We start from the raw sequence: 25,467 nt of genomic DNA, 5'->3' as shown, positions 1-25,467 counted from the left end.
GGCCGGCCCGCCGCGTCCAGCGCGACGACGACGGGCCCATGCCGGGCAATATAGGGCATATAGTTGATTAAATCCACTATTTTTCGGCTACTACCCAATGGTGTTACACTTGCGCCCCTGGTCTTTCCCTGGAATATCAAGGCACTAGGCGCCCTTTATGGCCCAGGCGTCTTCCGGGAACGCCCATGCTGCCCGTCTCGCCGTAGTTAAATGGATATAACCGGCCCCTCCTAAGGGTCAATTGGTGGTTCGATTCCACCCGGCGAGGCCACCCTTCCCGGCCTCGATCACGCAGGCCCATTGCAAACCCTTCCCACGTATTCAGCCAATTGAGGGTCATTCCGGGCTACGCTCACGCGCCGCGCGCCAGTAGCGTCGCGGAACGCGCCCGGTGACGTCTGTGTCGCCCGTCAATACGGCCCCGATATTTTTTTGCCCAATGATGGTGAATCGCCTTGCGCATCACTTGAAATTGCTGTTTAAATTCGACGCGTAACCCCCTAATTCATCTGGACTTTTCCGGAACCGCCACAAGCTCGACCCGGGAAACAATTCTTCACAGACTGACAAGCCTGCTCAAACCATGGCATTTAACTGGAAACGTGCAATTGCGAACGCGATAGCGCCGGCGGCGCTGGCGATGTGCGCGCTCCTGCCCCCTGCCGCGCTCGCCGCGAAGCACACCGATCCCTGCAAGACCAACGCCAAGTCGGCCGCCTGCAAGGCCCAACAAGCCAAGAAAGCCCCCGCCCCCGCCAAGAAAGCCGGCGCCGGCAAGGCGGCCACGCCCAAGCACAGCACGGCCAAGGCCACGCCCAAGGCCGCCGCGGGCAAACATACGGCTGGCAAGGGCGCGCCCAAGCAGGTTGCGGGCAAGAAGGCGCCGCCCAAGGGCAGCCGCCAGGCCGTGGCCCAACATGGCTCATCCAAGAAGGGCGCCAGCGGCAAGAACGGCAAGCCGAACAAGCCGCCGCGCGCGCAACGCACGGCCGCCGCCGCCATGCCGCCACCCGCGGTGTCGGTGCGCGCCGAAGCCGCCGCGCTGCGCTCCAGCACGGCTTACGTGCAGGATCTGGCCACCTCCACCGTGATCTTCGCCAAGAACGAAAACGTGGTGCGCCCGATCGCCTCGATTTCCAAGCTGATGACCGCCGTGGTGGTAGTGGACGCCAACCAGCCCATGGACGAGATGCTCGAGATCACCGATGACGACATCGACGGCCTCAAGCACACCACGTCGCGCCTGCGCGTGGGCACCCGGCTGTCGCGCGGCGACATGCTGCACCTGGCGCTGATGTCCTCGGAAAACCGCGCCGCCAATGCCCTGGGCCGCAATTACCCCGGCGGCCTGCCCGCCTTCGTCGCGGCCATGAACGCCAAGGCGCAGTCGCTGGGCATGACCAGCACGCATTTCATCGAGCCTACCGGCCTGTCCAGCAATAATGTCTCGTCGCCGCGCGATCTGGCCCGCCTGCTGCGCGCCGCGGCGCAGCGCCCGTTGATCCACCGCTATTCCACCGACACCGAATACGACGTCGAAATCAACAAACGCACGCAGACCTTCCGCAACACCAACCTGCTGGTGCGCAAGCCCGACTGGGACATCAAGGTATCCAAGACCGGCTACATCAACGAAGCCGGCGAATGCCTGGTGATGCTGGCGCGCATCAATGGCCGCGATCTGGCGATCGTGCTGCTGGATTCGCAAGGCAAGTTGTCGCGCATCGGCGATGCCGTACGCATCCGCCGCATCGTGCAGAGCGAAGTGGCCATGGCCTCGACCCAGCCCGGCGGCTGATCCGCGCATCGCCCCGCCCAAGCAAAAGCCCGATCCAGGATCGGGCTTTTTTTCGCCTGCTGCGCCACGGTGAGCCGTCTACGCCGCCACCGGCCGTTTCGCACGCAGCGGCTGAGGGTCGTACATCGCAGGCGGCAGGCCCTCCAATACCGCCTTGGCGTTGAGCGAGCGGATCGGCACCGCCGCATCGGCGGGAATGCGGCCCTCGGCTTGCAGCAGCTGGTACCTCAGGCAGCACACCCGCAGGAACGAAGTGAAATTGGCGGCCTCGCCGCGGTATTCCACCAGTTCGTCATAAAGGCGCTCGATCAGTTGCGTCACCCGCATGCCGTCGCGTGCCGCGATTTCTTCCAGCACCTGCCAGAACAACTGCTCCAGCCGCAGGCTGGTGGCCGCGCCGTGCAGGCGCAGGGAACGGGTCTCGGGCGCGTAGGACTGCTCGCTCGCGCGGATGAAGATTTCACACATGGGCGCTCCTGATGCCGACACGATACCTGCGGGCCACTGTACGACGAGAGCCGCCAGCGCGGCAAGATACCGCGCCCAGGTGCGCACCGCGCCCATTCTGCAACGATAAGTTTCTTGCGTCGAAGCCTTCCGGCCCCCGTTGATATAAATCAAGGTCTCGGCCGCACACCCATCCGAGCATGCTAAGACTGTTCTGACTTCGGAGGTAGCAATGAACAAAACCATGAAGGCCGCCGTGGCTCGCGCATTCGGCAAACCCCTGGAAATCGAAGAAGTCGACGTGCCGCGCCCCGGCGCCGGCGAACTGCTGGTGAAGATCGAGGCCTGCGGCGTCTGCCACACCGACCTGCATGCGGTCGAGGGCGACTGGCCGGTCAAGCCCAATCCGCCTTTCATTCCCGGCCACGAGGGCGTGGGTCACGTGGTGGCGGTGGGCCAGGGCGTGACGCACGTCAAGGAAGGCGACCGCGTCGGCATCCCGTGGCTGTATTCCGCCTGCGGTCACTGCGAGCATTGCCTGGGCGGCTGGGAAACGCTGTGCGAACAGCAGCAGAACGCAGGCTACTCGGTCAACGGCGGCTTCGCCGAGTACGCGCTGGCGGCGGCGGACTATGTGGGCCTGCTGCCCAAGAATGTCGGCTTCGTGGACATCGCCCCGGTGCTGTGCGCCGGCGTCACGGTCTACAAGGGACTGAAGATGACCGACACGCGCCCGGGCAACTGGGTCGTGATCTCCGGCATTGGCGGGCTGGGCCACATGGCGGTGCAATATGCGCGCGCCATGGGCCTGAACGTGGCGGCGGTGGACATCGATGACGACAAGCTGGACTTCGCCAAACGCCTCGGCGCGGAAGTGGTGGTGAATGCCAAGACCACCGATCCGGCGGCGTACCTGAAAAAGGAAATCGGCGGCGCTCACGGCGCGCTGATCACGGCGGTGTCGCCCAAGGCCTTCGAACAGGCGCTGGGCATGGTGCGCCGCGGCGGCACGGTGGCGCTCAATGGCCTGCCGCCGGGCGACTTCCCGCTGTCGATCTTCGACATGGTGCTCAACGGCGTGACCGTGCGCGGGTCGATTGTGGGTTCGCGGCTGGATCTGCAGGAATCGCTGCAGTTCGCCGAGGAAGGCAAGGTGCACGCGACCGTGGCCACCGAGAAGCTGGAGAACATCAACAGCGTGTTCGACCGCATGCGCCGCGGCCAGATCGAAGGCCGCATCGTGCTGGACATGGCAGCTTGACCCTCGCCTGCCATGCAAAAGGCGCCTGCCGCGGCAGGCGCCTTTTTTTGCGGCGCACACGCCCATCGGCCGGGCGACGCGCCAACGAGGCGGCGACCGGCGCCGGATCGCGCGCAGCGGCCCAGGCCGCCACACGGCGCCGCTTCAGGGCGTGATCCGGGTGCCGAGCACGGCCAGGAATTGCGCCAGCCACGCCGGATGCGCGGGCCAGGCCGGCGCCGTCACCAGGTTGCCGTCGGTGTAGGCCTGGTCGATACCGATCTCGGCATAGGTGCCGCCGGCCAGCCGCACTTCCGGCGCGCACGCGGGGTAGGCCGAGCAGGTGCGGCCTTGGAGGATGCCCGCGGCCGCCAGCAATTGGGCGCCGTGGCAGACGGCGGCGATCGGCTTGCCGGCCTGGTCGAAGGCGCGCACGATCTCCAGCACTTTCTCGTTCAGGCGCAGGTATTCCGGCGCGCGGCCGCCCGGGATCACCAGGCCGTCGTAGGAGCCGGCCTCGACCCGGTCGAAGTCGTAGTTCAGCGCGAAATTGTGGCCCCGCTTTTCGCTGTAGGTCTGGGCGCCCTCGAAGTCGTGGATCGCGGTGGCGATGCTTTCGCCGGACTTCTTGCCCGGGCAGACCGCGTGCACCGTATGGCCCACCGCCAACAGCGTCTGAAACGGCACCATGGTCTCGTAGTCTTCGGCATAGTCGCCGACCAGCATCAACAGTCTCTTGCTCATGATTGTCTCCTGGAGTTGGGGAATCGCCGGCTACGGCGCCCCAGGACAGGGCGGCCGGTTCTTGATGTTCTGTAGCCATTGTGCCCCCGCCCGCAGGAACGGGGGTGGTAACCGGATACCACGCGGCGGCGGATGCCCCGACGCGGCGCCGCGTGCGGCCCTTGGGGGTCATGAGCGGCCCGCGCGCAACGCAAGGCCGTGGCCAGTCCCCTACTCCAGCGCCACCGTCACCGGCTTGGCGCCGAGCAGGCTCACCAGCGCGTTCGGATCGATGCCCACGAGGTAGCCGCGGCGGCCGCCGTTGATGTAGACGACCGGGTATTGCAGTATCTCGGCCTCGACCCACACCGGCATCTTCTTGCGCGTACCGAAGGGCGAGGTGCCGCCCACCTGGTAACCGGAATGACGCTGCGCCACCTCGGGCTTGCAGGGTTCGACCTTCTTCAGGCCGGCCTGGCGCGCCAGGTTCTTGGTGGAGACTTCGCGATCGCCATGCATCACCACGATCAGCGGCTTGGCCGCTTCGTCTTCCATCACCAGCGTCTTGACCACCGCGTGCGGGTCCAGCCCCAACTGGCGCGCGGCCTCGCCGGCGCCGCCATGATCGACGTAGTCGTAGGTGTGCTCGGTGTACGCCACCTTGTGCTGCTTGAGGAACTGGGTGGCGGGGGTTTCGGAAACGTGGCGGGCTTTGCTCATGGCAGGGCGTTGGAAAGGCGAAGGCAAAAGTGTAGGCAGGCGGGCGCGGACGCGCAAACGCCGGCGTCAACCGCGCGGATGATGCGCGGCGTGCAGCGCCTTCAGCCGCTCGCGCGCCACATGGGTGTAGATCTGCGTGGTGGAGATGTCGGCGTGGCCCAGCAGCATCTGCACCACGCGCAGGTCGGCGCCATGGTTCAGCAGATGGGTGGCGAAGGCATGGCGCAGCACGTGCGGCGACAGCGGCGCATGCACCCCCGCCAGCACCGCGTACTTCTTGACCAATTGCCAGAACGCCTGGCGCGACATGGCCTCGGCGCGGGCGGTGATGAACAGCGCATCGCTGACGCGCCCGGCGGCCAGCTCGGGGCGCGCGGTCTTCAGGTAGCGATCGATCCAATGCGCCGCCTCCGCGCCCAGCGGCACCAGCCGGTCCTTGCCGCCCTTGCCCAGCACCACGCGCACCACGCCTTCGTCCAGGCTGACGTCGAGCGCCCGCAGGCCGACCAGCTCCGACACGCGCAGGCCGGTGGCGTAGAGCGTTTCCAGCATGGCGCGGTCGCGCAGGCCGCGCGCCTGGGACAGGTCCGGCGCGCGCAGCAAGGCATCGACCTGTTGCTCGGACAGCGTCTTGGGCAGGCGCGGGGGCTGCTTGGCCGCCACCAGGGTCAGGCAGGGGTCTTGCGCGGTGCGGTGCTCGCGCAGGGCCCAGGCGTAGAAGCGCCGTAGCGCCGCCAGGCGCCGGTTGGCGGTGGTGGCGCGGGTTTCTTCGTGGCGAAAGGCGAACCAGGCCTCGATATCGGCCTTGCCCGCCTCGGCCAGCGCCTTGGCGGAGCCGGCCGCCGGCGCGGCATGGGTCGGGGGCGCCTCGCCGTGCCGGTCAGCCATCTCGCGGGCGTAGGCCGCGGGGTCTTCCAGCCAGCGCGCGAAACCGGTCAGATCGCGCCGGTATGCCGCCAGCGTGTTGGCCGACAGGCCATCCTCGAGCCAGACGGCGTCGATGAAGGCATCGATGTCGGCCTGGGAAGCGAGCGTCGGGCGGGAATCGGGCATGGGGCGGATGCGATGCGTCAGGAGAGCCGGCCGGCGGCTGGCGGGGCCGGAAGCGGCGCCGGCAATGGGCCACATTCTACGGCGGCGCGGCCCGCGCCCGGGGTCAGCGCCCCACCACCGCCGCGGCAGCCGACTTGAGCCAGGCCTCGAACAGCTTCAACGCCTCGGAGCGCTCGCTGCGTTGCGGATAGCCAAAGTAATAGCCCTGGCTCACCGTCAGCGACTGCGGCACCGGCATCACCAGCGTGCCCAGGTCCAGCGCCGGCTGCGCCAGGAAGCGCGGCATCAGGCCCACGCCCAGCCCGGCCTGCACCGCCGCCATCACCATGGTGAACAGTTCATAGCGCGGGCCGCCCGCGGCCTGCGGGCCATACAGGTAGTTGTTGGCGCCGTACCACTGGCGCCAGGCATCGGGCCGCGAGCTCAGGTGCAAATGGGTCATGCCGGCCAACGCCCCCATTCCGGCCTCGGAAACCCCTGCCATCAGCCCGGGCGCGCAGACCGGCACCAGCTCGCGCTCGGGAAACAGCAAGACCCCCTGCGTGCCGGGCCAGAGCGTGTCGCCATGGTAGACCGCGCCGTCGAACGGCTGGTCCTTGAACTGGAACGGCAGGGTCCGCACCGACAGGCTGACCGTGATGTCCGGCTGTGCCCGCTGGAAATCCGCCAGCCGCGGGATCAGCCAGGTGGTGGCCAGTGTCGGCACCACGGCGATGTGGATGCTGCGGCCCATGCCGGTGCGGCTGACCAGGCCGAACGTGTCCTTCTCGATCTGGTCCAGGTGATGGCGGATACGTCCCGCATATTCGGCGCCAGGGTCGGTGAGCACGATGCGCCGCCGCACCCGCGTGAACAGTTGCACGCCGAGCCGCGCCTCCAGGCTGGCTACCTGGCGATAGACGGCGCTGTGGGTCAGCGACAGTTCTTCGGCGGCGCGCGAAAAGCTGCCCAGGCGGGCCGAGGCCTCGAACGCCTGCAGGGCGCTCAGATTGGGAATGCCGTTTCTCATGGGAGGCGTAATACCGGAGGCGTAATACCGGCCGGGGATGCGGCACCGCCCGGCAGCGTCAATGGCGACGCGGCCCGGGCCGTCCCGCCGGGTCGTGCCGGCGAATCAATAGATTGTGCAATTTTATCAATTGCGTTGTGCGATCAAGGAACATTATGCTCGGGAGTCTTATTCTCGGCTCATCCTGACACCCACCATGTCCCAGCAAGCATCCCGCCTCGGCGGCCACATCCTGGTCGACCAGCTCGTCGCCCAAGGCGTCAAACACGTATTCTGCGTTCCCGGCGAGAGCTACCTGGCGGTGCTGGACGGGCTGCACGACGCCGACATCAAGGTCACGGTCTGCCGCCAGGAAGGCGGCGCGGCCATGATGGCCGACGCCCACGGCAAGCTGACCGGCGAACCCGGCATCTGCATGGTGACCCGCGGCCCGGGCGCCTCCAATGCGCTGGCCGGCGTGCACATCGCCAAGCAGGACTCGACCCCGATGATCCTGTTCGTCGGCCAGATCGAACGCGGCATGCGCGAGCGCGAGGCCTTCCAGGAAATGGACTACCGCGCCGTCTTCGGCACCCAGGCCAAATGGGTCACCGAAATCGACCAGGTCGAGCGCATTCCCGAACTGATCTCGCGCGCCTTCCACATCGCCACCTCCGGCCGCCCCGGCCCGGTGGTGATCGCGCTGCCCGAGGACATGCTGGTCGAAGCCGCCCAGGTGGCCGACGCGCCGCGTTACGAAGTCATCGACTCCGCCCCCACCGCCGGCCAGTTGGCCGACCTGGAGCATCTGCTGGCGCAGGCGAAGCACCCCGTCGCGATTCTCGGCGGCACGCGCTGGGACGCGCGCGCGGTGCAGCAGTTCGCCGATTTCGCGCAGCGCCACGCGTTGCCCACGGCGGTGTCGTTCCGCCGCCAGATGCTGTTCCCCGCCGACCACCCGTGTTTCATCGGCGACGTCGGCCTGGGCATCAACCCGGCGCTGCTCAAGCGCGTGGCCGACGCTGACCTGGTGCTGCTGGTCGGCGGCCGCATGTCGGAAAACCCGAGCCAGGCCTACACCCTGCTGGACATCCCGGTGCCCAGGCAGAAGCTGGTGCACGTGCATCCGGATGCCGCCGAACTCGGCCGCGTGTACCGCCCGACCCTGGCCATCAACACCTCGCCCGCCGCCTTCGCCGCGGCGCTGGCCGGCGTGAAAGCCCCCGCCCAGCCGGCCTGGGCCGAAGGCACGCAGGCCATGCGCGAGTCGTACCTGAAATGGAGCGACCCGACAGCCGTCGCCACCCCGGGCGCGCTGCAGATGGGCCAGGTCATGGACTACCTGGAAAAGACCCTGCCGGCCGACGCCATCATGACCAACGGCGCCGGCAACTACGCCACCTGGCTGCACCGCTTCCACCGCTTCACCCGCTTCGGCACGCAGCTGGCACCGACCTCGGGCTCGATGGGCTACGGCCTGCCGGCGGCCGTGGGCGCCAAGCGCGTCTGGCCCGACAAGACCGTGGTCTGCTTCGCCGGCGACGGCTGCTTCCTGATGCACGGCCAGGAATTCGCCACCGCCGTGCAGTACGACCTGCCCATCATCGTGGTGCTGGTCGACAACGGCATGTACGGCACCATCCGCATGCACCAGGAAAAGCACTATCCCGGCCGCGTGTCCGCCACCGAGCTGAAGAACCCGGACTTCGCCGACTACGCCCGCGCCTTCGGCGGCCACGGCGAACGCGTCGAGACCACCGAGCAGTTCGCCCCGGCCTTCGAACGCGCGCTGGCCAGTGGCAAGCCGGCCATCCTGCACTGCTTCATCGACCCGCAGGCCATCACGCCGTCGACCACGCTGGACAAGATCCGCGACGCGGCGCTCAAGGCCCAGCACTGATACCCCGGGGCGGCGGCAACCCACGGCGACGCGCCCGCGCGTCACGTAAACCCCGGGTTGCCGCGCCAATTATTTTAGGTTTAAACTTTCCAGATTCCGAAAACGGAAATCCATAGCGGAGACCCAGCATGTCCTCGAATCCCTCGTTCCACTGGCAAGACCCCCTGTTGCTGGACCAGCAGCTCACCGAAGAAGAACGCATGGTGCGCGATGCCGCCCACGCCTACTCGCAGGACAAGCTGGCGCCGCGCGTGCTGAATGCCTTCCGCAACGAAAAGACCGACCCGGAAATCTTCTCCGAAATGGGCGAGCTGGGCCTGCTGGGCGCCACCATCCCCGCCGAATACGGCGGCGCCGGCCTGAACTACGTCAGCTACGGCCTGATCGCCCGCGAAGTCGAGCGCATCGACTCCGGCTACCGCTCGATGATGAGCGTGCAGTCGTCGCTGGTGATGGTGCCCATCAACGAATTCGGCAGCGAAGCGCAGAAGCAGAAATACCTGCCCAAGCTCGCGCGCGGCGAGTGGATCGGCTGCTTCGGCCTGACCGAACCCAACCACGGTTCCGACCCCGGCGGCATGGAAACGCGCGCGGTCAAGACCGCCGACGGCTACAAGCTGACCGGCAACAAGATGTGGATCACCAACTCGCCCATCGCCGATGTGTTCGTGGTGTGGGCCAAGTGCGTCGGCGGCGAGTTCGACGGCAAGATCCGCGGCTTCATCCTGGAAAAGGGCACCAAGGGCCTGTCCGCCCCCGCGATCCACGGCAAGGTCGGCCTGCGCGCCTCGATCACCGGCGAAATCGTGATGGACGAAGTGGAAGTGTCCGACGACCAGATGATGCCCGGCGTGTCCGGCCTGAAGGGTCCCTTCACCTGCCTGAACTCGGCCCGCTACGGCATCGCCTGGGGCGCGGTCGGCGCCGCCGAAGCCTGCTGGCACACCGCCCGCCAATACACCCTGGACCGCAAGCAGTTCGGCCGCCCGCTGGCCGCCAACCAGCTGATCCAGAAGAAGCTGGCCGACATGCAGACCGAGATCACGCTGGCGCTGCAAGGCTGCCTGCGCCTGGGCCGCATGAAGGACGAAGGCACCGCCGCCGTCGAGATCACCTCGATCATGAAGCGCAACTCGTGCGGCAAGGCGCTGGACATCGCCCGCTTGGCCCGCGACATGCTGGGCGGCAATGGCATCTCCGATGAATTCGGCGTGGCCCGCCACCTGGTCAACCTGGAAGTGGTCAACACCTACGAAGGCACCCATGACGTGCACGCCCTGATCCTGGGCCGCGCGCAGACCGGCATCCAGGCCTTCTATTGATTCACAGTTCGCTGCGCGGAAGGAGCCCGGCTCTGCTCCCGACGCGCGGTTCGCCGCCATGGCGAAACGTTGACGCCCCTTTCGAGGGGCGTTTTTTTTTGGCAGAGTCCCAACGACGCCGACCTCGCTGGTCCTGGCCGGGCATCAGCTTGAAGCGCTGGGCGGGGCCCCTTCGACATCGTGACAACGTAGGGTTTTCAGGATCTAGCCGGCATCCGGCCCTTGCCGTACGCTGTGCGGCATTGGCCTGGCGCCGGCCTGCTGCATCGGCCTGCCCGACCCCGGATTTTTCGTCACGACCAGGAGTCGCGCATGCACGGCAGTCCCTCGTTCCGCCTGTGGGCGGGCATCGTCATCGCCTTTGCCAGCCACGGCGCATTTGCCGCCACCACCCTCACCATGACCACCGAGTATCCGGCCACCTCGATGCCGGGGCAAGGCGTGTCCACCTTCGCTGACCTGGTGCGCAGCAAGAGCGGCGGCCAGGTTCTGATCGACACCAGCTTCGACGCCGCCCGCGGCATCAAGTCCGGCGACATGATCGACGCCGTCGAGGCGCGCAAGGTCGATGCCGGTGACGCCTTCGCCGGCGCGCTGGCGACGAAATACCCGCTGTTCGGCGTGTCCTCGCTGCCGTTCCTGGCCGATTCGCTGACCAAGGCCCGCGCGCTCAACAAGTCGGCGCGTCCCGCCTATGAAAAGCTGCTGGCCGCGCACGGCCAGAAGCTGCTTTACACCACGCCATGGCCGGCCTCGGGTATCTGGTCCAAGCAAAAGGTCGACAGCGTGGCGGCCCTCAAGGCCCTGAGCATCCGCACATACGACGCGACCTCGCAAAACGTGATGCAGAAGGCCGGCGCACGCGCGCAGAACATCTCGTTCGCGGATGCGATGCCGCGCATCGCCTCGGGCGAGGTCAACGCGGTGCTGTCCTCGGGCGACGGCGGCGCCGGCCGCAAGCTGTGGGAACATCTGCCGCGTTTTGCGGAGATCAACTACGCCATGCCGATCTCGGTGGCCACGATGAATCTGCAGGCTTACCAGGCGCTGGACGCGAAGTCGCGCAAGGCCATCGACCAGGCCGCCGCGCAGACCGAAGCCGAACAGTGGAAACGCATCGAGGGCCGCTTGCAACAGAACTACGCCAACATGCGCAAGAACGGCGTGACCATCGATACCGCAGTGCCCATAGCGGTGCGCCGCGCATTGAAGGAGGCGGCGGCGGATTCGGTAAAACAATGGGAAGCGGCGACGGGACCGGAGGGTGCGAATATCCTGAAGGCGGTACGGCGGCCCTGATCGCCGAAGCCGGCCTAGTCTCCCGACAGATCGAACAGGCTGGTCGCGTCCAGTTCCAGCACGGCTTCGTCGTGCTGGTTGATCACCGTCCAGGCCCAGGTGATGATGCCCAGGTCGGGACGGGACGACGAGGTGCGCGCACCCTGCACGCGGGCTTCCAGGCGCAGCTGGTCGCCCGGCCGCACGGGTGTGCGCCAGCGCACTTCGCCCAGGCCCGGTGAACCGAATGATTCGGAATCGTGCAGCGCGGCGTCCACCGCCATGCGCATGGCCAGCGCGCAGGTATGCCAGCCGCTGGCGATGAGGCCGCCCCAGCGGCCCTCGGCGGCGCGCTTGAGATCGGTGTGGAACCACTGCGGGTCGAACTTGCGGGCAAAATCGAGAATTTCCGCTTCCGTGATGGTGACCGGGCCGGCCTTGATCAGCATGCCGTCCTTGAAATCAGCGAACTTCATTGGTGGACTTCCCCTCGCATTGGCGACCGTTCGCGAGCGGCCGCAGCCGCCCGCTCAATAGGTCTCGAAGTGCAGCCGCCCCTCGCGGCGCAGCACATCGTGCAGGATAGTCCAATCCTGTCCCGCTTGCACCGTCACGTCGCGCAATGCGTCCAGCACGCCGACTTCCATGCCCTTCAGGCCGCAGACGTAGATGCAGGTATTGCGATCGGCCAGCAGGCCGCGCACGTCGGCGGCGCGTTCACGGATCAGGTCCTGCACGTAGCGCTTGGGCTGGCCGGCCTCGCGCGACAAGGCCAGGTTGATGTCGATGAAGTCGCGCGGCAGCTTCATCAGCGGGCCGAAGTACGGCAGCTCGCGTTCGGTGCGGGCGCCGAAGAACAGCATCAGCCGGCCGTTCTCGCCGGTCTCGATGCGGCGCCGGTAGCGCTCGGTCATGGCGCGCATCGGCGCCGAGCCGGTGCCGGTGCAGATCATGATGAGATTGGCGCCCGGGTGGTTCGGCATGAGGAAGGTATGGCCGAAGGGCCCGATCACCTGCACCGTGTCGTTCCTGGCCAGGTCGCACAGGTAGTTGGAGCAGACCCCGCTCACTGGCTGGCCCTGGTGGTCTTCGATGACGCGTTTGACCGTCAGCGACAGGTTGTTATAGCCGGCGCGCTCGCCGTCGCGCGGGCTGGCCAGCGAATACTGGCGCGCATGGTGCGGCCGGCCCTGGGCGTCGGTGCCGGGCGGCAGGATGCCGATGGACTGGCCTTCCAGCACCGGGAACGGCAGTTCGCCAAAGTCCAGCACGATGTGATGGATGTCGCTGTCGGTGTCGGCGCCGGTCACGCGGTAGTTGCCGACCACGGTGGCGGTCACCGGCGTCTTGTGGGTATAGAGGTTGACGTAGGGATGCGCGGCGGACCAGGGCGGCACGCTGGCGCCCGGCGTCACGCTGGCCTGCGCCGCCGGCGCGGGGTCGATGGCCGCATCCGCTGCCGGCTCCACGGCGGCCAGCGCGTCCGGCAAGGGCTGCTCGCGCGGCAGCTCGTCCCAGCCAAGTTGCTCCTGCACCGAGTAAGCGTCGCTGCGCGCCACCAGCCGCCAGTTGTCGATCGAGCCGGTCGGGCACGGCGGCACGCAGGCCATGCAGCCGTTGCAGATGTCCGGATCGACCACGTAGTTGTTGCTGTCGTGCGTGATCGCGTCGATCGGACAGGTTTCTTCGCAGGTGTTGCAGCGAATGCAGATCTCGGGATCGATCAGGTGCTGCTTCAGGACTGCTACGGGCAGGGCTGCGTTCATCGCGGTCATCCGAATGCGCGGGGCGGCGGCGCCAGGCGCCGCCGCGGGGCCTTAGTTGAAACGTACGTACTCGAAGTTCACCGGCTGGCGGTTGATGCCCATGACCGGCGGCGCGATCCAGTTGGCGAACTTGCCCGGCTCGGTCACGCGCCCCATCAGCGATGCGACGAACGCGCGGTCTTCCGGCGTGGGCAGCCACTGGTGGCGGTGCGCCTGCCATTGCGCTTCGGACAGGATCTCGCCCTCGGGCGACATGCGGATGCCGGCCAGCGAGCCGATCTGGCGGTTGAAGGCCTTGTGCGGCACCTGCAGGCGGAAGGCGATGCCGCTCTTCTCGATCACCTTGTTCCAGCGGCCGATGCCGGCCACCGAGTCGCGGATGAAGTCGTCGCGCAGCACTTCGTTCAGCGCATTCAGCATCGGCACCTCGATTTCGCGCAGCTTGCCGTTGTCGACGGAGAGCACGCGGTAGGTGTCGTTCTTGAGCTGGTGGTCGTCGTTGCGCTTGCTTTCCTCATAGCGGCCCTTCAGGCCCGAGCCGTAGAAGATGGCGGCGTTGGACGACTGGTCGGCGCCGAACAGGTCGATGGTGACGCTGTAGTGGAAGTTCAGGTAGCGCTGGATCGTCGGCAGGTCGATGACGCCGGCGGCGCGCACCGCGGCCGGGTCGTCGGTCTTGAGCTGGTTCATCACTTCGCAGGTGCGCTGGATTACGCGCGAGATGCCGGATTCGCCCACGAACATGTGGTGCGCCTCTTCGGTCAGCATGAACTTGGTGGTGCGCGCCAGCGGATCGAAGCTGGATTCGGCCAGCGCGCACAGCTGGAACTTGCCGTCGCGGTCGGTGAAATAGGTGAACATGTAGAACGCCAGCCAGTCTGGCGTCTTCTCGTTGAAGGCGCCGAGGATGCGCGGGTTGTCCGAATCGCCGGAAGTGCGCTGCAGCAGCGCGTCGGCCTCTTCGCGGCCGTCGCGGCCGAAGTAGCGGTGCAGCAGGTAGACCATGGCCCACAGGTGGCGGCCTTCCTCGACGTTGATCTGGAACAGGTTGCGCAGGTCGTACTGCGACGGCGCGGTCAGGCCCAGGTGGCGTTGCTGCTCGATCGAAGCGGGTTCGGTGTCGCCCTGCGTGACGATGATGCGGCGCAGGTTGGCGCGATGTTCGCCCGGCACGTCCTGCCACACGTCGCGGCCCATGTTTTCGCCGAAGTGGATCTTGCGCTGGCCGTCCTGCGGCGCCAGGAAAATGCCCCAGCGGTAGTCGGGCATGCGCACATGGTTGAAGTGGGCCCAGCCGTCGGGCTCGACGCTGACGGCGGTGCGCAGGTAGACATCGAAGCCGTGGGAACCGTCAGGGCCCATGTCCTGCCACCATTGCAGGTAGTTGGGCTGCCAGTGCTCCAGCGCGCGTTGCAGCGTGCGGTCGCCGGACAGGTTGACGTTATTGGGAATCTTGTCGCTGTAGTTGATGCCTGACATTGTCTCTGCTCCTGGATGGAAGGCCGCGTCGGGGCGGCGTCGGGTACGTGGGGCGCCGGCCGCATGCGGACCGACGCCGTGTCTCGGTGTTTGCCGTGGGAAGCCGCTCAGACGCGGTTCCAGTCGAACGCCGCCGGTTCGCCCTTGCCGTACAACTTGAGCGCGCCCTTCTCCCCCGCCGCGTTGGGACGGTTGAAGATCCAGTTCTGCCACGCGGTCAGGCGGCCGAAGATGCGCGTTTCCATGGTTTCGCGGCCGCCGAAGCGCAGGTTGGCCTCCAGCCCGGTGAGCGCGTCGGGCGACAGCGCGCGGCGCTCCTCCAGCATCATGCGCACTTCGTCATCCCAGTCGATGCTGTCGGGCGCGTAGGTCACCAGCCCCAGTTCCAGCGCCTCGCGCGCGGCCAGCGGCTGGCCGGCGCGGGCCCGCACCGCTTCCAAAGGCGCCGGTTCCTCGTGGAAACGGCGTTGCAAACGGCTCTGGCCGTTGACCATCGGGTAGGCGCCGAAGTTGCTCTCGCCCACGATCAACTGGGCCGCCTCGTGTTCCTCGCCCTCGCTGTCCAGCATGTAGCCGCGGTCGGCAGCCAGCGCCAGTTCCAGCAGCGTGCCGGCAAAGCACGAGCCCGGCTCGACCAGCGCGAACAGGCTGCGCGAGGTCACGTCCAGGCGCGCCAGCGTGCGGCGCAGCAGGCCGGCTGTTTCGCGCACGAACCAGTGACCCGCGTGGCGCTGCAGCGCGGCGTCGGCCGCCAGCACGGCCTGCGCATCGCCCTCGGTCTTGAAGATCCAGGTGCCGATGTCCAGCGCATTGGTGCGCAGCGACAGGATGGCGTCGTCCAGCTCACGCGCCATCTGCAACGGCCACCAGGCCGCGCCGGCGGCCAGGATGTCGGCCAGTTCGGATTCCACCGGGCCCTGCGGCGCGCGCACGGTCCAGGTGGCCTGGCGCTTGTCGCGATCGAGCCGCACGTCGACGTAGCGGTAGGACAAGCCATCGGCGCTTTCCTCGCGCGCCAGCGGCGTCAGCGCCACGCCGGCCTCGCCGGCCGGACGGTCGCTGCCTTCGGCCAGGGCCAGCGCGCGCGCGCGCACCGCGGCCTCGAATTGCGCCGGCTTGACCACATCGTCGACCAGGCGCCAGTCCTTGGCGCGCTGGCCGCGCACGCCTTCGACCAAGGTGCAGAAGATGTCGGCGTGGTCATGGCGCACGCGGCGCTTGTCGGTCACGCGGGTCAGGCCGCCGGTGCCGGGCAGCACCCCCAGCAGCGGCACTTCGGGCAAGGCGACCGAGGACGAACGGTCATCGACCAGCAGGATCTCGTCGCAGGCCAGGGCCAGCTCGTAGCCGCCGCCGGCGCAGGCGCCGTTGAGCGCGGCGATGAACTTCAGGCCGCTGTGGCGGCTGGAGTCCTCGATGCCGTTACGGGTTTCGTTGGTGAACTTGCAGAAGTTGACCTTCCAGGCATGCGAGGACAGGCCCAGCATGAAGATGTTGGCGCCCGAACAGAAGATGCGGTCCTTCATGCTGGTGACGACCACGCTGCGCACTTCGGGATGCTCGAAGCGGATGCGCTGCAGCGCGTCGTGCAACTCGATGTCCACGCCCAGGTCGTAGGAATTGAGCTTGAGCTTGTAGCCAGGGCGCAGGCCGCCGTCTTCGGCCACGTCCATCGCCAGCGTGGCGACCGGGCCATCGAACGACAGGCGCCAATGACGGTACTGGGTGGGATCGGTCCGAAAGTCGACCTTGCTGGCGGTGCTGCTCATCGCTTGTCTCCTAATGCCCGAATCGGACAGGAAAAATACTGCACGACATGAATTATTATGCAGATTAGTGCAGGCGAAAATGACCGTCAAGCAAAAGATGCACAAAAGTGCAGATCGCAGGATGCCGCCGTGCTGCCGGCCGCTGGCGCCGCTTCCGGTGCGCGGACGCCCCGCCCCCCTGCGCCGCGCCAAAGAAAAGGCCGCCAAAGAAAAGGCCGCCCCAAAGGGCGGCCCCGGCGGCCGGCGCAAGGACGCGGGCGTTACAACGGCAGGCCGCAGGCCTTGCGCACCTGCGCGCGCAGGCCGGCGAAGCTCTCCTGCACCTCCAGGTGGCTGGTGACCCAGGTCAGGTCGGCCTTGGCGTAGAAGGCCTCGCGTCCGGCCAGGATACGCTTCAGGTCCGCCATCGCCTCGTTGTTGCCGGACATGGGCCGGAAATCGCCCTGCGCCATCACGCGGCCCATGTGCTCTTCGGGCGTGGCGCGCAGCCAGACCGTATAGCAATGGGCCAGCAGCAGGTTGAGCGTGGCGGGCTCGGACACCAGTCCGCCCGGCGTGGCCAGCACCATCTCCGGATAGATCTGTACCGCTTCTTCGAGCGCGCGGCGCTCGTAGCGGCGGTAGGCGTTGGGGCCATACAGGTTGTGGATCTCCAGGATGCTGCAACCCGCGACGCGCTCGATCTCGCGGTTCAGCTCGACAAACGGGTAGCCCAGGTCGTCGGCCAGCATCTGACCCAGGGTCGACTTGCCGGCGCCGCGCAGACCGATCAGCGCGATGCGCTGGGTGCGGTTGGGCCGCTGCGCGCCGGCGCCCACGCCGAACAACTGGGTCAGCGCCTCGCGGGCGCGCTGCAGGTCGGATTCGGTGCGGCCGCTGAGCAGTTCGCGGATCAACAGCCAGTCGGGCGATTCGGTGGTGACGTCGCCAACCAGCTCGGCCAGCGCGCAGTTGAAGGCCTTGGCGATCTGCAACAGCACCAGGATCGAGGCGTTGCCCACCCCGTGTTCCAGGTTGGCCAGGTGGCGCTCGGACACGCCCGTCACCTGCGACAGGCTCTTGCGCGTCATGCCGCGTATGGCCCGCAGGCGGCGCACCCGCTCGCCCAATGCCACCAAAAAGGCTTCCCGCCTGGGTTCGGTTGGCGCCGTGTCTAGCGCTTGGTTCATGGTGTAGCTGACTCCGCAAAAACCCTGATAACACCCGATTTATGCACTATAGTGCTTGACCCACATCAATGGAAGCACTATTTTTCCTTCCATGGCTTCAACAGTGTGTCAGGTGTAGCAAAACAGCATTGGATTGCATCCGCCGCTGAAGCGCCGACAGTGTATAGGAGGAGACAGGGTGAGCACGCCAGAACAATTCCACGCGCTGATGCGCCAGGTGACGGGCCTGATGGCCGGCCAGGCGCTCGACGGCGCCCTGCAACAGCGGCTCAATGCCGAGGCCGGCCCCGACAGCGCCCTGTACGCGGACATCTTCACCACCTGTAGGCAGGGCGTGGCCGACGGCTGGATGTGCAGCCGGGAAGGCGGCGGCATCCGCTATGGCCGCGTCATCAAGCCGGCCGAGGACCTGGCCGGCTGCTCGGTCGATGTGGTCGACATGGACGACCTGGCCGGCCCGCACCACGCCCATCCGAATGGCGAAATCGACCTGATCATGCCGTTGACCGCCGAGGCCCGCTTCGACGGCCACGGCGCCGGCTGGCTGGTCTACGGACCTGGCAGCGCCCATCGCCCCACGGTGACGCAGGGCCGCGCGCTGGTGCTGTATCTGCTGCCGGGCGGCGCCATCGAGTTCACCCAGCCATGAATCCGCGTCCGCCTCCCCGCCGCCGCATCGCGCGCGGCCGGCCCCCCGCCGGCGTCGGCTGACCCACGCCCCTGCCATGCCGCCGGTCACGACAAGCCGCCAGACGCTTGCGGACCGCCGCAAGGGCCGCCCCGCCCGCCAGGACACCAGGAGACAACCGTGAATGCCTGCCCCACCGAACTGAATTTCGCCAGCCACCTGGCCGCCTTGAACGCGCCGCGCGCCGCCAAACCCGCCTACATCGACGATAGCGGCCAGATCACCTACGGCCAGTTGGCCGAGCGCGTGGCCCGCATGGCGGGCGCGCTGCGCCAGCTGGGGCTGCGGCGCGAAGAGCGCATCCTGCTGCTGATGCAGGACACGGCCGACTGGCCGGTGGTGTTCCTGGGCGCGCTGCACGCGGGCGTGGTGCCGGTGGCGGTGAACACGCTGCTGACGCCGGACGATTATGCCTACATCCTCAGCCACAGCCGCGTGCGGGCCGCCTTCGTCTCCGGGAGCCTGCTGCCGACGCTGCAGGCGGCGCTGGCTCAGGCGCCCGGCGAGGTCGAGCACCTGGTGGTGTCGCGCCCGGCCGCGGCGCTGCCTGACGGCGCCCACGACCTCGAAGCGCTGCTGGCCGCCGCCCCGCTGGCGCCCGCCGCGCGCACGCTGTCCGATGAAATCGCCTTCTGGCTGTATTCGTCGGGGTCCACCGGCAAGCCCAAGGGCGTGGTCCACACCCATGGCAATCTGTGGCACACCGCCGAGCTGTACGCCAAGCCGGTGCTGGGCATCCGCGAGGACGACGTGGCGTTCTCGGCCGCCAAGCTGTTCTTCGCCTACGGGCTGGGCAACGGCCTGACGTTTCCGCTGTCGGTCGGCGCCACCGTCGTGCTGATGGCCGAGCGGCCCACGCCGCAAGCCGTGTTCCAGCGCCTGGTGCGGCACCGCCCGACCGTGTTCTATGGCGTGCCGACGCTCTACGCCAGCATGCTGGCCGCGCCGGACCTGCCGTCGCGCGACCAGGTGGCGATGCGCATCTGCACCTCGGCCGGCGAAGCCCTGCCGCGCGACATCGGCGAACGCTTCCAGCGCCATTTCGGCTGTGACATCCTGGACGGCATCGGCTCGACCGAGATGCTGCACATTTTCCTGTCGAACCGCGCCGGCCAGTTACGCTACGGCACCACCGGCAAACCGGTGCCCGGCTACGAAGTACAGCTGCGCGACGACAACGGCGCGCCGGTGGCCGCCGGCGCCATCGGCGACCTCTACATCAAAGGCCCCAGCGCCGCGCTGATGTACTGGAACAACCGCGACAAGACGCGCCAGTGCTTTCTGGGCGACTGGCTCAAGAGCGGCGACAAGTACATCTGCGACGCCGACGGCTACTACACCTATGCCGGCCGCAGCGACGACATGATCAAGGTCAGCGGCCAATATGTATCGCCGGTGGAGGTCGAGAACGTGCTGGTGCAGCACGAGGCGGTGCTGGAAGCGGCGGTGATCGGCGTGCCCGATCACGATGGGCTGGTCAAGACCAAGGCCTATGTGGTGCTGCGGCCGGGCTATGCGCCCGACGCCAACACCGGCGCCGACCTGCAACGCTACGTCAAGCAGCACCTGGCGCCCTTCAAATACCCGCGCCAGATCGACTTCACCGACGAACTGCCCAAGACCGCCACCGGCAAGATCCAGCGCTTCCGGCTGCGGCAATTGGAACAGGTCACGCCATGAGCGCCGTGCCGCTTCCCGCATCCGGCGCCCGCGCCGACGTGCATGCGTTCGGCCGCCCCCTGCAGCTGGAATACCAGTGGATCGCGGCATCGCGCCCGCACGCGCCGCTGCTGGTGTTCCTGCACGAAGGGCTGGGCTCGGTGTCGATGTGGAAGGATTGGCCGCGACAGGCCTGCGCGGCCGCCGGCTGCCGCGGCCTGGTCTATTCGCGCTACGGCTATGGCCGCTCCACGCCGCTGGCGGCGGGGGAAAAGCGCCAGGTGGATTTCATGCACCGCGAGGCCGGCGAGGCGCTGCCGGCGCTGTTCGCCGCGCTCGGCATCGACGCCGGACGCGACCGCCCCATCCTGTTCGGCCACAGCGATGGCGGCTCGATCGCCCTGCTTTATGCCGCCATGCATCCCGGCGCGGTGGCCGGCGTGGCGGTCGCCGCGCCGCACATCTTCGTCGAGGACCGCACCGTGACGCACATCGAACAGGCGCGCCAGGCCTACCGGGACACGGATCTGCGCGCGCGGCTGGCGCGCCACCACGACGACGTCGATTCGGCCTTCCGGGGCTGGAACGATATCTGGCTCGATCCCCCCTTCCGCCGCTGGAACATCGAAGAACATCTGCCGCGCATTACCTGTCCGGTCCTGGCGATGCAGGGCGTGGACGATGAATACGGCACGCTCGAACAGATACGCGGTATCCGCCGCGCCGCGCCGCAGACGCAACTGCTGGAGATTCCCGACTGCCGCCATTCGCCGCACAAGGACCAGCCCGCCACCGTTATCCAGGCCATCGCCGGCTTCGTCGGCGCGCTGGAACAACCCGGCCGCCCCAGCGGCAGCCCATGACAAGCACGGAGACTCCACCATGACCCACGCCCTGACCCGGGCCGCGCTAGGCGCGGCGCTGATGCTGGCCGCAAGCGGCGCCCTGGCCGCCGACAAACTCAAAGTCGGCTTCATGCTGCCCTACAGCGGCACCTATGCCGCGCTCGGCACCGCCATCGAGAATGGCTTCAAACTGTATGTGGCCGAACAAGGCGGCAAGCTCGGCGGGCGCGAGCTCGAGTACTTCAAGGTGGATGACGAGTCCAACCCTTCCAAGGCCGCCGAAAACGCCAACCGGCTGATCAAGCGCGACCAGGTCGACGTGCTGATCGGCACCGTGCACTCGGGAGTGGCGATGGCCCTGGCCAAGGCCGCCAAAGACACCGACACCACCCTGATCGTGACCAACGCCGGCGCCAACGCCATCACCGGACCGCTGTGCGGCCCCGGCATCTTCCGCACCTCGTTCACCAACTGGCAGCCCGCCTACGCCATGGGTCCGGTGGCCAAGGCGCGCGGCCACAAGACCGCGGTGACCATCACCTGGAAGTACGCGGCCGGCGACGAAGCCATCGGCGGCTTCAAGGAAGGTTTCGAAAAGGCCGGCGGCAAAGTCGTCAAGGAACTCAGCCTGCCCTTCCCCAATGTCGAATTCCAGTCGCTGCTGACCGAGATCGCCGCGCTCAAGCCCGACATGGTGTTCACCTTCTTCGCCGGCGGCGGCGCCGTGAAATTCGTGCAGGACTATCACGCGGCCGGCCTGGACAAGACCATTCCGCTGTACGGCTCGGGCTTTCTCACCGACGGCACGCTGCAGGCGCAGGGCGCGTCGGCGCAGGGGCTGCTGACCACGCTGCACTATGCCGACGGCCTGAACACGCCGCGCGACAACGCCTTCCGCGCCGACTACGGCAAGGCCTACAACATGCAGCCGGACGTGTATGCGGTGCAGGGCTATGACGCCGCGCAACTGATGCAGTCGGGCCTGGCGGCGGTCAAGGGCGACTTCGGCAAGAAGGCGGAATTCCGCCAGGCCATGCGCGGCGCCACGGTCGACAGCCCGCGCGGTCCGTTCACGCTGTCCAAGGCCGGCAACCCGGTGCAGGACATCTACCTGCGGCGCGTCGACGGCCTGGAGAACAAGGTGGTCGAGGTGGCCGTGCGCAAGCTGGCCGACCCCGCGCGCGGCTGCAAGCTCTAGGGACGGCGCTCCCATGGACGTCGGCATCCTGCTCATCCAGAGCCTGAACGCCTTCCAGTACGGCCTGTTGCTGTTCCTGGTGGCCAGCGGGCTCACGCTGATCTTCGGCATCATGGGGATCATCAACCTGGCGCACGGCAGCTTCTACATGATCGGCGCCTACATGGCGTTCGCGCTGGGGCCGGCGGTGGAGCGCTGGCTCGGCGGCGGCTTCGTCGCCACGCTGGCGGTGTGCGTGCTGGCCGCCGCCGCGCTCGGCTATCTGCTGGAAGCGGCGTTCTTCAGCTACCTGTACCGCCGCAATCATTTGCAGCAGGTGCTGATGACCTATGGCCTGATCCTGGTGTTCGAGGAGTTGCGCAGCATCCTGGTCGGCAATGACGTCCACGGCGTGCCGCTGCCGTCCTGGCTGCAAGGCAGCATCGCCCTGGGCGACGTGATGAGCTATCCGGTGTACCGCCTGTTCATTTCGGCGGTGGGCATCGCGGTGGCGCTGCTGCTGTACTGGGTCATCGCGCGCACGCGGCTGGGCATGATGCTGCGTGCCGGCGCCAGCAACCGCGAGATGACCGGGTCGCTGGGCATCGACGTCAACAAGCTGTACCGGCTGGTGTTCGCGGCCGGCGTGGCGCTGGCGGCGCTGGCGGGCAGCATCGCCGCGCCGGTGTCGTCGGTCTATCCCGGCATGGGCAACAGCGTGCTGATCATCTGCTTCGTGGTGGTGGTGATCGGCGGCATCGGTTCGATCCGCGGCGCGTTCCTGGCGGCGATGCTGGTGGGCGTGGTCGAGACCTTCGGCCAGGTGCTGTTCCCGGCCGCCGCCGGCGTGCTGGTGTACGTGCTGATGGCCGCGATTCTGCTGTGCAAGCCCGAAGGGCTGTTCAAACAGGGCTGACCATGAAGATGCATCGAATCCTGCCTGTCGCGACCCTGCTGGCCCTGGCGGCCTTCGCCTGGAGCGGCAGCGACTACTACACCGGCCTGGCCGTGAAGATCATGATCTACGCGGTGTTCGCGCTCAGCCTGCAATTGCTGGTGGGCGGCGCCGGACTGGTCAGCCTGGGCCACGCGGCGTTCTTCGGCATCGGCGCCTATGTCGCCGCGCTGCTGTCGCCGCAATCCGAAGCCGCCAGCCTGTGGCTGCTGTTGCCGACGGCGCTGCTGGCAGCGGCAGCCTATGCCGCGCTGACCGGCGCGCTGGCGCTGCGCACGCGCGGCGTGTACTTCATCATGGTGACGCTGGCCTTCGCGCAGATGGCCTATTACGTGTTCCATGACACCGAGGTCGGCGGCGGCAGCGACGGCATCTATCTGTATTTCCGGCCGCAAGCGGCCATCGGCGGCTGGCTGCCGTTCGACCTGGACCAGGGCCACACCTACTACTTCTTCGTGCTGACCTGCCTGGCGCTGGCCTGGGGTTTCCTGGCCTTGCTGCGGCGCTCGCCGTTCGGCGCCGCGCTGGCCGGTATCCGCATCAACGAACAACGCATGCGGGCGGCCGGCTATTCGACCTATCCGTACAAGCTGTCGGCCTATGTGATCGGCGCCGCGCTGGCCGGCCTGGCCGGCTTCCTGTTCGCGCTCAAGGACGGCTTCGTCACGCCCGAACTGCTGGCCTGGGAACAGTCGGGGCTGGTGCTGCTGATGGTGATCCTGGGCGGTATGGGCAGCCTGGGCGGCGCGGTGCTGGGCACGGCCACGCTGGTGCTGCTGCAGGAACTGTTCCAGTCACAGGCGCTGTTCGGCGACTACGCGCGCCATTGGCACCTGCCGCTGGGCCTGACCATCATCGCGCTGGTAGCGCTGCTGCCCGACGGGCTGGCCGGCCTGCCGGCGCAATGGCGCCGGCGCCGCGCGCGGCAAGCGCCGGCCCCATCGGCCGCCGCCGCCAAGCCGCTGCCCCTGCCGATCCAAGGAGAACCCCATGCCTGACCCCCTGCTGGCTGCCGACGCGGTCACCCGGCGCTTCGGCGGCCTGACCGCCGTCAACGGCGTGTCGCTGGCGCTACGGCGTGGCGAAGTCCATGCCGTCATTGGCACCAATGGCGCGGGCAAGTCCACGTTGATCAACATCCTGTCCGGCGAACTCGCGCCCCACAGCGGCCGGGTGTCGCTGGGCGGGCGCGATATCACCGCCTGGGGCCAGCCGGAGCGGGCCCGCGCCGGCCTGGGCCGCAGCTACCAACGCTCGACGCTGTTCCCCGAACTGACCGTATTCGAGAACTGCCGGCTGGCGGCCCAGGCCCGGCGCCAGCGCTTCTGGCGCTGGTGGCGGCCGGCCACGGCCTGCGCGGCCAGCGCCGAACTGGCCGCGCAGGCGCTCGAACGCACCGGCCTGGCCGCCGACGCCGCGCAGCCGGCCGGTCTGTTGCCGCACGGGCGCAAGCGCCAACTGGAGATCGCCATGTGCCTGGCCGGCGAGCCGCAAGTGCTGCTGCTGGACGAACCGCTGGCCGGCATGGGGCCGGAAGAAACCGACCGCATCCTGGCATTGCTGCAATCGCTCAAGGCCAACCACGCCATCCTGCTGGTGGAGCACGACATGGACGCGGTGTTCCGCAGCGCCGACACCATCACGGTGATGGTCAACGGCAGCAGCATCGCCAGCGGCGATCCGGCGCAGATCCGCGCCAACGCCGAGGTGCGCACCGCATACCTCGGCGAAGACCTGGACGGAGAGCACGCATGCGCGCACTGATCGAAGCCGACGGCCTGCACGTGTACTACGGCGCCAGCCATGTGCTGCGCGGCGTCGGCCTGCGCATCGCGGCGGGCGAGTCGGTGGGACTGGTGGGCCGCAACGGCATGGGCAAGACCACGCTGATCCGCAGCCTGGTCGGGCAGATCCGCAGCGCGCAGGGCCGCGTGGCGGTGCGCGGCGCCGATTGCACCCGCGCCCGGCCGCATGCGATCGCGCAGATGGGCGTGGCCTACGTGCCCGAGGGCCGCGGCATCTTCCCCAACCTGAACGTGCGCGAAAACCTGCTGGTGGCGGCGCGCGCCGGCGAACAGGGCCGGCGCGACTGGACCTATGCGCGCGTGCTGGAGACCTTTCCGCGCCTGACCGAACGGCTGGGCCACGGCGGCCAGCAATTGTCGGGCGGCGAACAGCAGATGCTGGCGATCGGCCGGGCGCTGATGACCAACCCCGACCTGCTGATCCTGGATGAAGCCACCGAAGGCCTGGCGCCGCTGATCGTGGCCGAGATCTGGAAGATCATCCGGCAGATCCGCGCCACCGGCATGTCGACGCTGATCGTCGACCGCAACTACCGCGCGGTGCTGGCGCACACCGACCGCTGCCTGGTGATGGAAAAAGGGGTGATCGTACAGGACGGCGATAGCACGGCGCTGGCCGCCCAACCCGAACAATTGACGCGCTACCTGGGCGTCTGAACCCGCCGCGCCGGAACTGCCCGGCGCGG

The 25,467-nt window shown here is 67.8% G+C and carries 23 protein-coding genes and 1 tRNA gene; 14 read left to right on the top strand and 10 right to left on the bottom strand.

Annotation, left to right across the window (positions count from 1 at the left end):
- Positions 1-196 precede the first annotated feature (196 nt).
- Positions 197-271 (top strand) — tRNA-Arg (locus K2W61_RS14370).
- A gap of 312 nt (positions 272-583) precedes the next feature.
- Positions 584-1,798 carry a D-alanyl-D-alanine endopeptidase gene (gene pbpG, locus K2W61_RS14365; RefSeq protein ID WP_236755874.1) on the top strand — a complete coding sequence of 405 codons (1,215 nt, stop codon included), beginning with the start codon at positions 584-586 and terminating at the stop codon, positions 1,796-1,798.
- Positions 1,799-1,876: 78 nt separating this feature from the next.
- Here pbpG and K2W61_RS14360 read toward each other — a convergent pair whose 3' ends face one another.
- The gene (locus K2W61_RS14360; RefSeq protein WP_175133779.1) at positions 1,877-2,266 is read right to left on the bottom strand and encodes a ribbon-helix-helix domain-containing protein; all 390 of its coding nucleotides are present in this window, start codon (positions 2,264-2,266) and stop codon (positions 1,877-1,879) included.
- A gap of 211 nt (positions 2,267-2,477) precedes the next feature.
- Here K2W61_RS14360 and adhP point away from each other — a divergent pair, with 211 nt between their 5' ends.
- On the top strand, positions 2,478-3,506 hold the full coding sequence (gene adhP, locus K2W61_RS14355) for an alcohol dehydrogenase AdhP (protein WP_175141566.1): 1,029 nt from the start codon (positions 2,478-2,480) through the stop codon (positions 3,504-3,506).
- A gap of 144 nt (positions 3,507-3,650) precedes the next feature.
- Here the strand turns inward: adhP and K2W61_RS14350 are convergent, their stop codons facing one another.
- The 4 genes from K2W61_RS14350 to K2W61_RS14335 form a co-directional block, all read right to left on the bottom strand.
- A complete protein-coding gene (locus K2W61_RS14350; RefSeq protein WP_175133781.1) occupies positions 3,651-4,229 on the bottom strand; it encodes a DJ-1/PfpI family protein in 579 nt (192 codons plus the stop codon).
- Between the two features lie 210 nt (positions 4,230-4,439).
- A complete protein-coding gene (ybaK, locus tag K2W61_RS14345) occupies positions 4,440-4,928 on the bottom strand; it encodes a Cys-tRNA(Pro) deacylase (RefSeq protein ID WP_175141567.1) in 489 nt (162 codons plus the stop codon).
- A 66-nt stretch (positions 4,929-4,994) separates the two neighbouring features.
- Positions 4,995-5,981, bottom strand: coding sequence for a site-specific tyrosine recombinase XerD (gene xerD / locus K2W61_RS14340; RefSeq protein WP_236755873.1), 987 nt, complete (start codon positions 5,979-5,981; stop codon positions 4,995-4,997).
- A gap of 103 nt (positions 5,982-6,084) precedes the next feature.
- The gene (locus K2W61_RS14335; RefSeq protein WP_175133784.1) at positions 6,085-6,990 is read right to left on the bottom strand and encodes a LysR substrate-binding domain-containing protein; all 906 of its coding nucleotides are present in this window, start codon (positions 6,988-6,990) and stop codon (positions 6,085-6,087) included.
- A 196-nt stretch (positions 6,991-7,186) separates the two neighbouring features.
- Between K2W61_RS14335 and K2W61_RS14330 the strand changes: the two genes are divergently transcribed.
- From K2W61_RS14330 to K2W61_RS14320, 3 genes are all read left to right on the top strand, one after another.
- A complete protein-coding gene (locus K2W61_RS14330; RefSeq protein WP_175133785.1) occupies positions 7,187-8,869 on the top strand; it encodes a thiamine pyrophosphate-binding protein in 1,683 nt (560 codons plus the stop codon).
- Positions 8,870-8,997: 128 nt separating this feature from the next.
- Positions 8,998-10,191, top strand: a complete 1,194-nt coding sequence (locus K2W61_RS14325) for an acyl-CoA dehydrogenase (RefSeq protein ID WP_175133786.1) — start codon at positions 8,998-9,000, stop codon at positions 10,189-10,191.
- 312 nt (positions 10,192-10,503) lie between these two features.
- Complete coding sequence (locus K2W61_RS14320; protein ID WP_175133787.1) at positions 10,504-11,490, top strand: TRAP transporter substrate-binding protein; 987 nt, start codon at positions 10,504-10,506, stop codon at positions 11,488-11,490.
- A gap of 14 nt (positions 11,491-11,504) precedes the next feature.
- Here the strand turns inward: K2W61_RS14320 and K2W61_RS14315 are convergent, their stop codons facing one another.
- The 5 genes from K2W61_RS14315 to K2W61_RS14295 form a co-directional block, all read right to left on the bottom strand.
- Positions 11,505-11,945 carry a MaoC family dehydratase gene (locus K2W61_RS14315; protein WP_175133788.1) on the bottom strand — a complete coding sequence of 147 codons (441 nt, stop codon included), beginning with the start codon at positions 11,943-11,945 and terminating at the stop codon, positions 11,505-11,507.
- Between the two features lie 54 nt (positions 11,946-11,999).
- A complete protein-coding gene (gene boxA, locus K2W61_RS14310; RefSeq protein ID WP_175133789.1) occupies positions 12,000-13,235 on the bottom strand; it encodes a benzoyl-CoA 2,3-epoxidase subunit BoxA in 1,236 nt (411 codons plus the stop codon).
- Positions 13,236-13,286: 51 nt separating this feature from the next.
- Positions 13,287-14,714, bottom strand: a complete 1,428-nt coding sequence (gene boxB, locus K2W61_RS14305) for a benzoyl-CoA 2,3-epoxidase subunit BoxB (RefSeq protein WP_175133790.1) — start codon at positions 14,712-14,714, stop codon at positions 13,287-13,289.
- A 107-nt stretch (positions 14,715-14,821) separates the two neighbouring features.
- Complete coding sequence (gene boxC / locus K2W61_RS14300; protein WP_175133791.1) at positions 14,822-16,483, bottom strand: 2,3-epoxybenzoyl-CoA dihydrolase; 1,662 nt, start codon at positions 16,481-16,483, stop codon at positions 14,822-14,824.
- Positions 16,484-16,743: 260 nt separating this feature from the next.
- Entirely contained in the window at positions 16,744-17,652 is a 909-nt protein-coding gene (locus K2W61_RS14295) for a helix-turn-helix transcriptional regulator (RefSeq protein ID WP_175133792.1), read from the bottom strand.
- A 178-nt stretch (positions 17,653-17,830) separates the two neighbouring features.
- On the opposite strand from K2W61_RS14295, the gene K2W61_RS14290 reads away from it, so the two are divergent.
- From K2W61_RS14290 to K2W61_RS14255, 8 genes are all read left to right on the top strand, one after another.
- The gene (locus K2W61_RS14290; protein ID WP_236755871.1) at positions 17,831-18,301 is read left to right on the top strand and encodes a DUF4863 family protein; all 471 of its coding nucleotides are present in this window, start codon (positions 17,831-17,833) and stop codon (positions 18,299-18,301) included.
- Positions 18,302-18,460: 159 nt separating this feature from the next.
- Positions 18,461-20,020, top strand: a complete 1,560-nt coding sequence (locus K2W61_RS14285; protein ID WP_175133794.1) for a benzoate-CoA ligase family protein — start codon at positions 18,461-18,463, stop codon at positions 20,018-20,020.
- Positions 20,017-20,862 (top strand): alpha/beta fold hydrolase, encoded by an 846-nt coding sequence (locus tag K2W61_RS14280; protein ID WP_236755870.1) that lies wholly within the window; start codon positions 20,017-20,019, stop codon positions 20,860-20,862. Before K2W61_RS14285 ends, K2W61_RS14280 begins: the two co-directional genes overlap by 4 nt.
- Positions 20,863-20,881: 19 nt before the next feature.
- Positions 20,882-22,042 carry an ABC transporter substrate-binding protein gene (locus tag K2W61_RS14275; RefSeq protein WP_175141572.1) on the top strand — a complete coding sequence of 387 codons (1,161 nt, stop codon included), beginning with the start codon at positions 20,882-20,884 and terminating at the stop codon, positions 22,040-22,042.
- A gap of 13 nt (positions 22,043-22,055) precedes the next feature.
- Positions 22,056-22,937, top strand: a complete 882-nt coding sequence (locus K2W61_RS14270; protein WP_175141573.1) for a branched-chain amino acid ABC transporter permease — start codon at positions 22,056-22,058, stop codon at positions 22,935-22,937.
- Between the two features lie 8 nt (positions 22,938-22,945).
- Positions 22,946-23,974, top strand: a complete 1,029-nt coding sequence (locus K2W61_RS14265; RefSeq protein ID WP_236756986.1) for a branched-chain amino acid ABC transporter permease — start codon at positions 22,946-22,948, stop codon at positions 23,972-23,974.
- A complete protein-coding gene (locus K2W61_RS14260; RefSeq protein ID WP_175141574.1) occupies positions 23,967-24,740 on the top strand; it encodes an ABC transporter ATP-binding protein in 774 nt (257 codons plus the stop codon). Before K2W61_RS14265 ends, K2W61_RS14260 begins: the two co-directional genes overlap by 8 nt.
- A complete protein-coding gene (locus tag K2W61_RS14255; RefSeq protein ID WP_236755869.1) occupies positions 24,728-25,438 on the top strand; it encodes an ABC transporter ATP-binding protein in 711 nt (236 codons plus the stop codon). Before K2W61_RS14260 ends, K2W61_RS14255 begins: the two co-directional genes overlap by 13 nt.
- The last annotated feature ends 29 nt before the right edge of the window (positions 25,439-25,467 follow it).

The organism is Achromobacter pulmonis (genome assembly GCF_021733725.1).
Lineage (GTDB): Bacteria > Pseudomonadota > Gammaproteobacteria > Burkholderiales > Burkholderiaceae_B > Achromobacter > Achromobacter pulmonis.
Note: the sequence above shows the minus strand (reverse complement) of the source record. Positions and strands in the feature narration are given on the sequence as shown.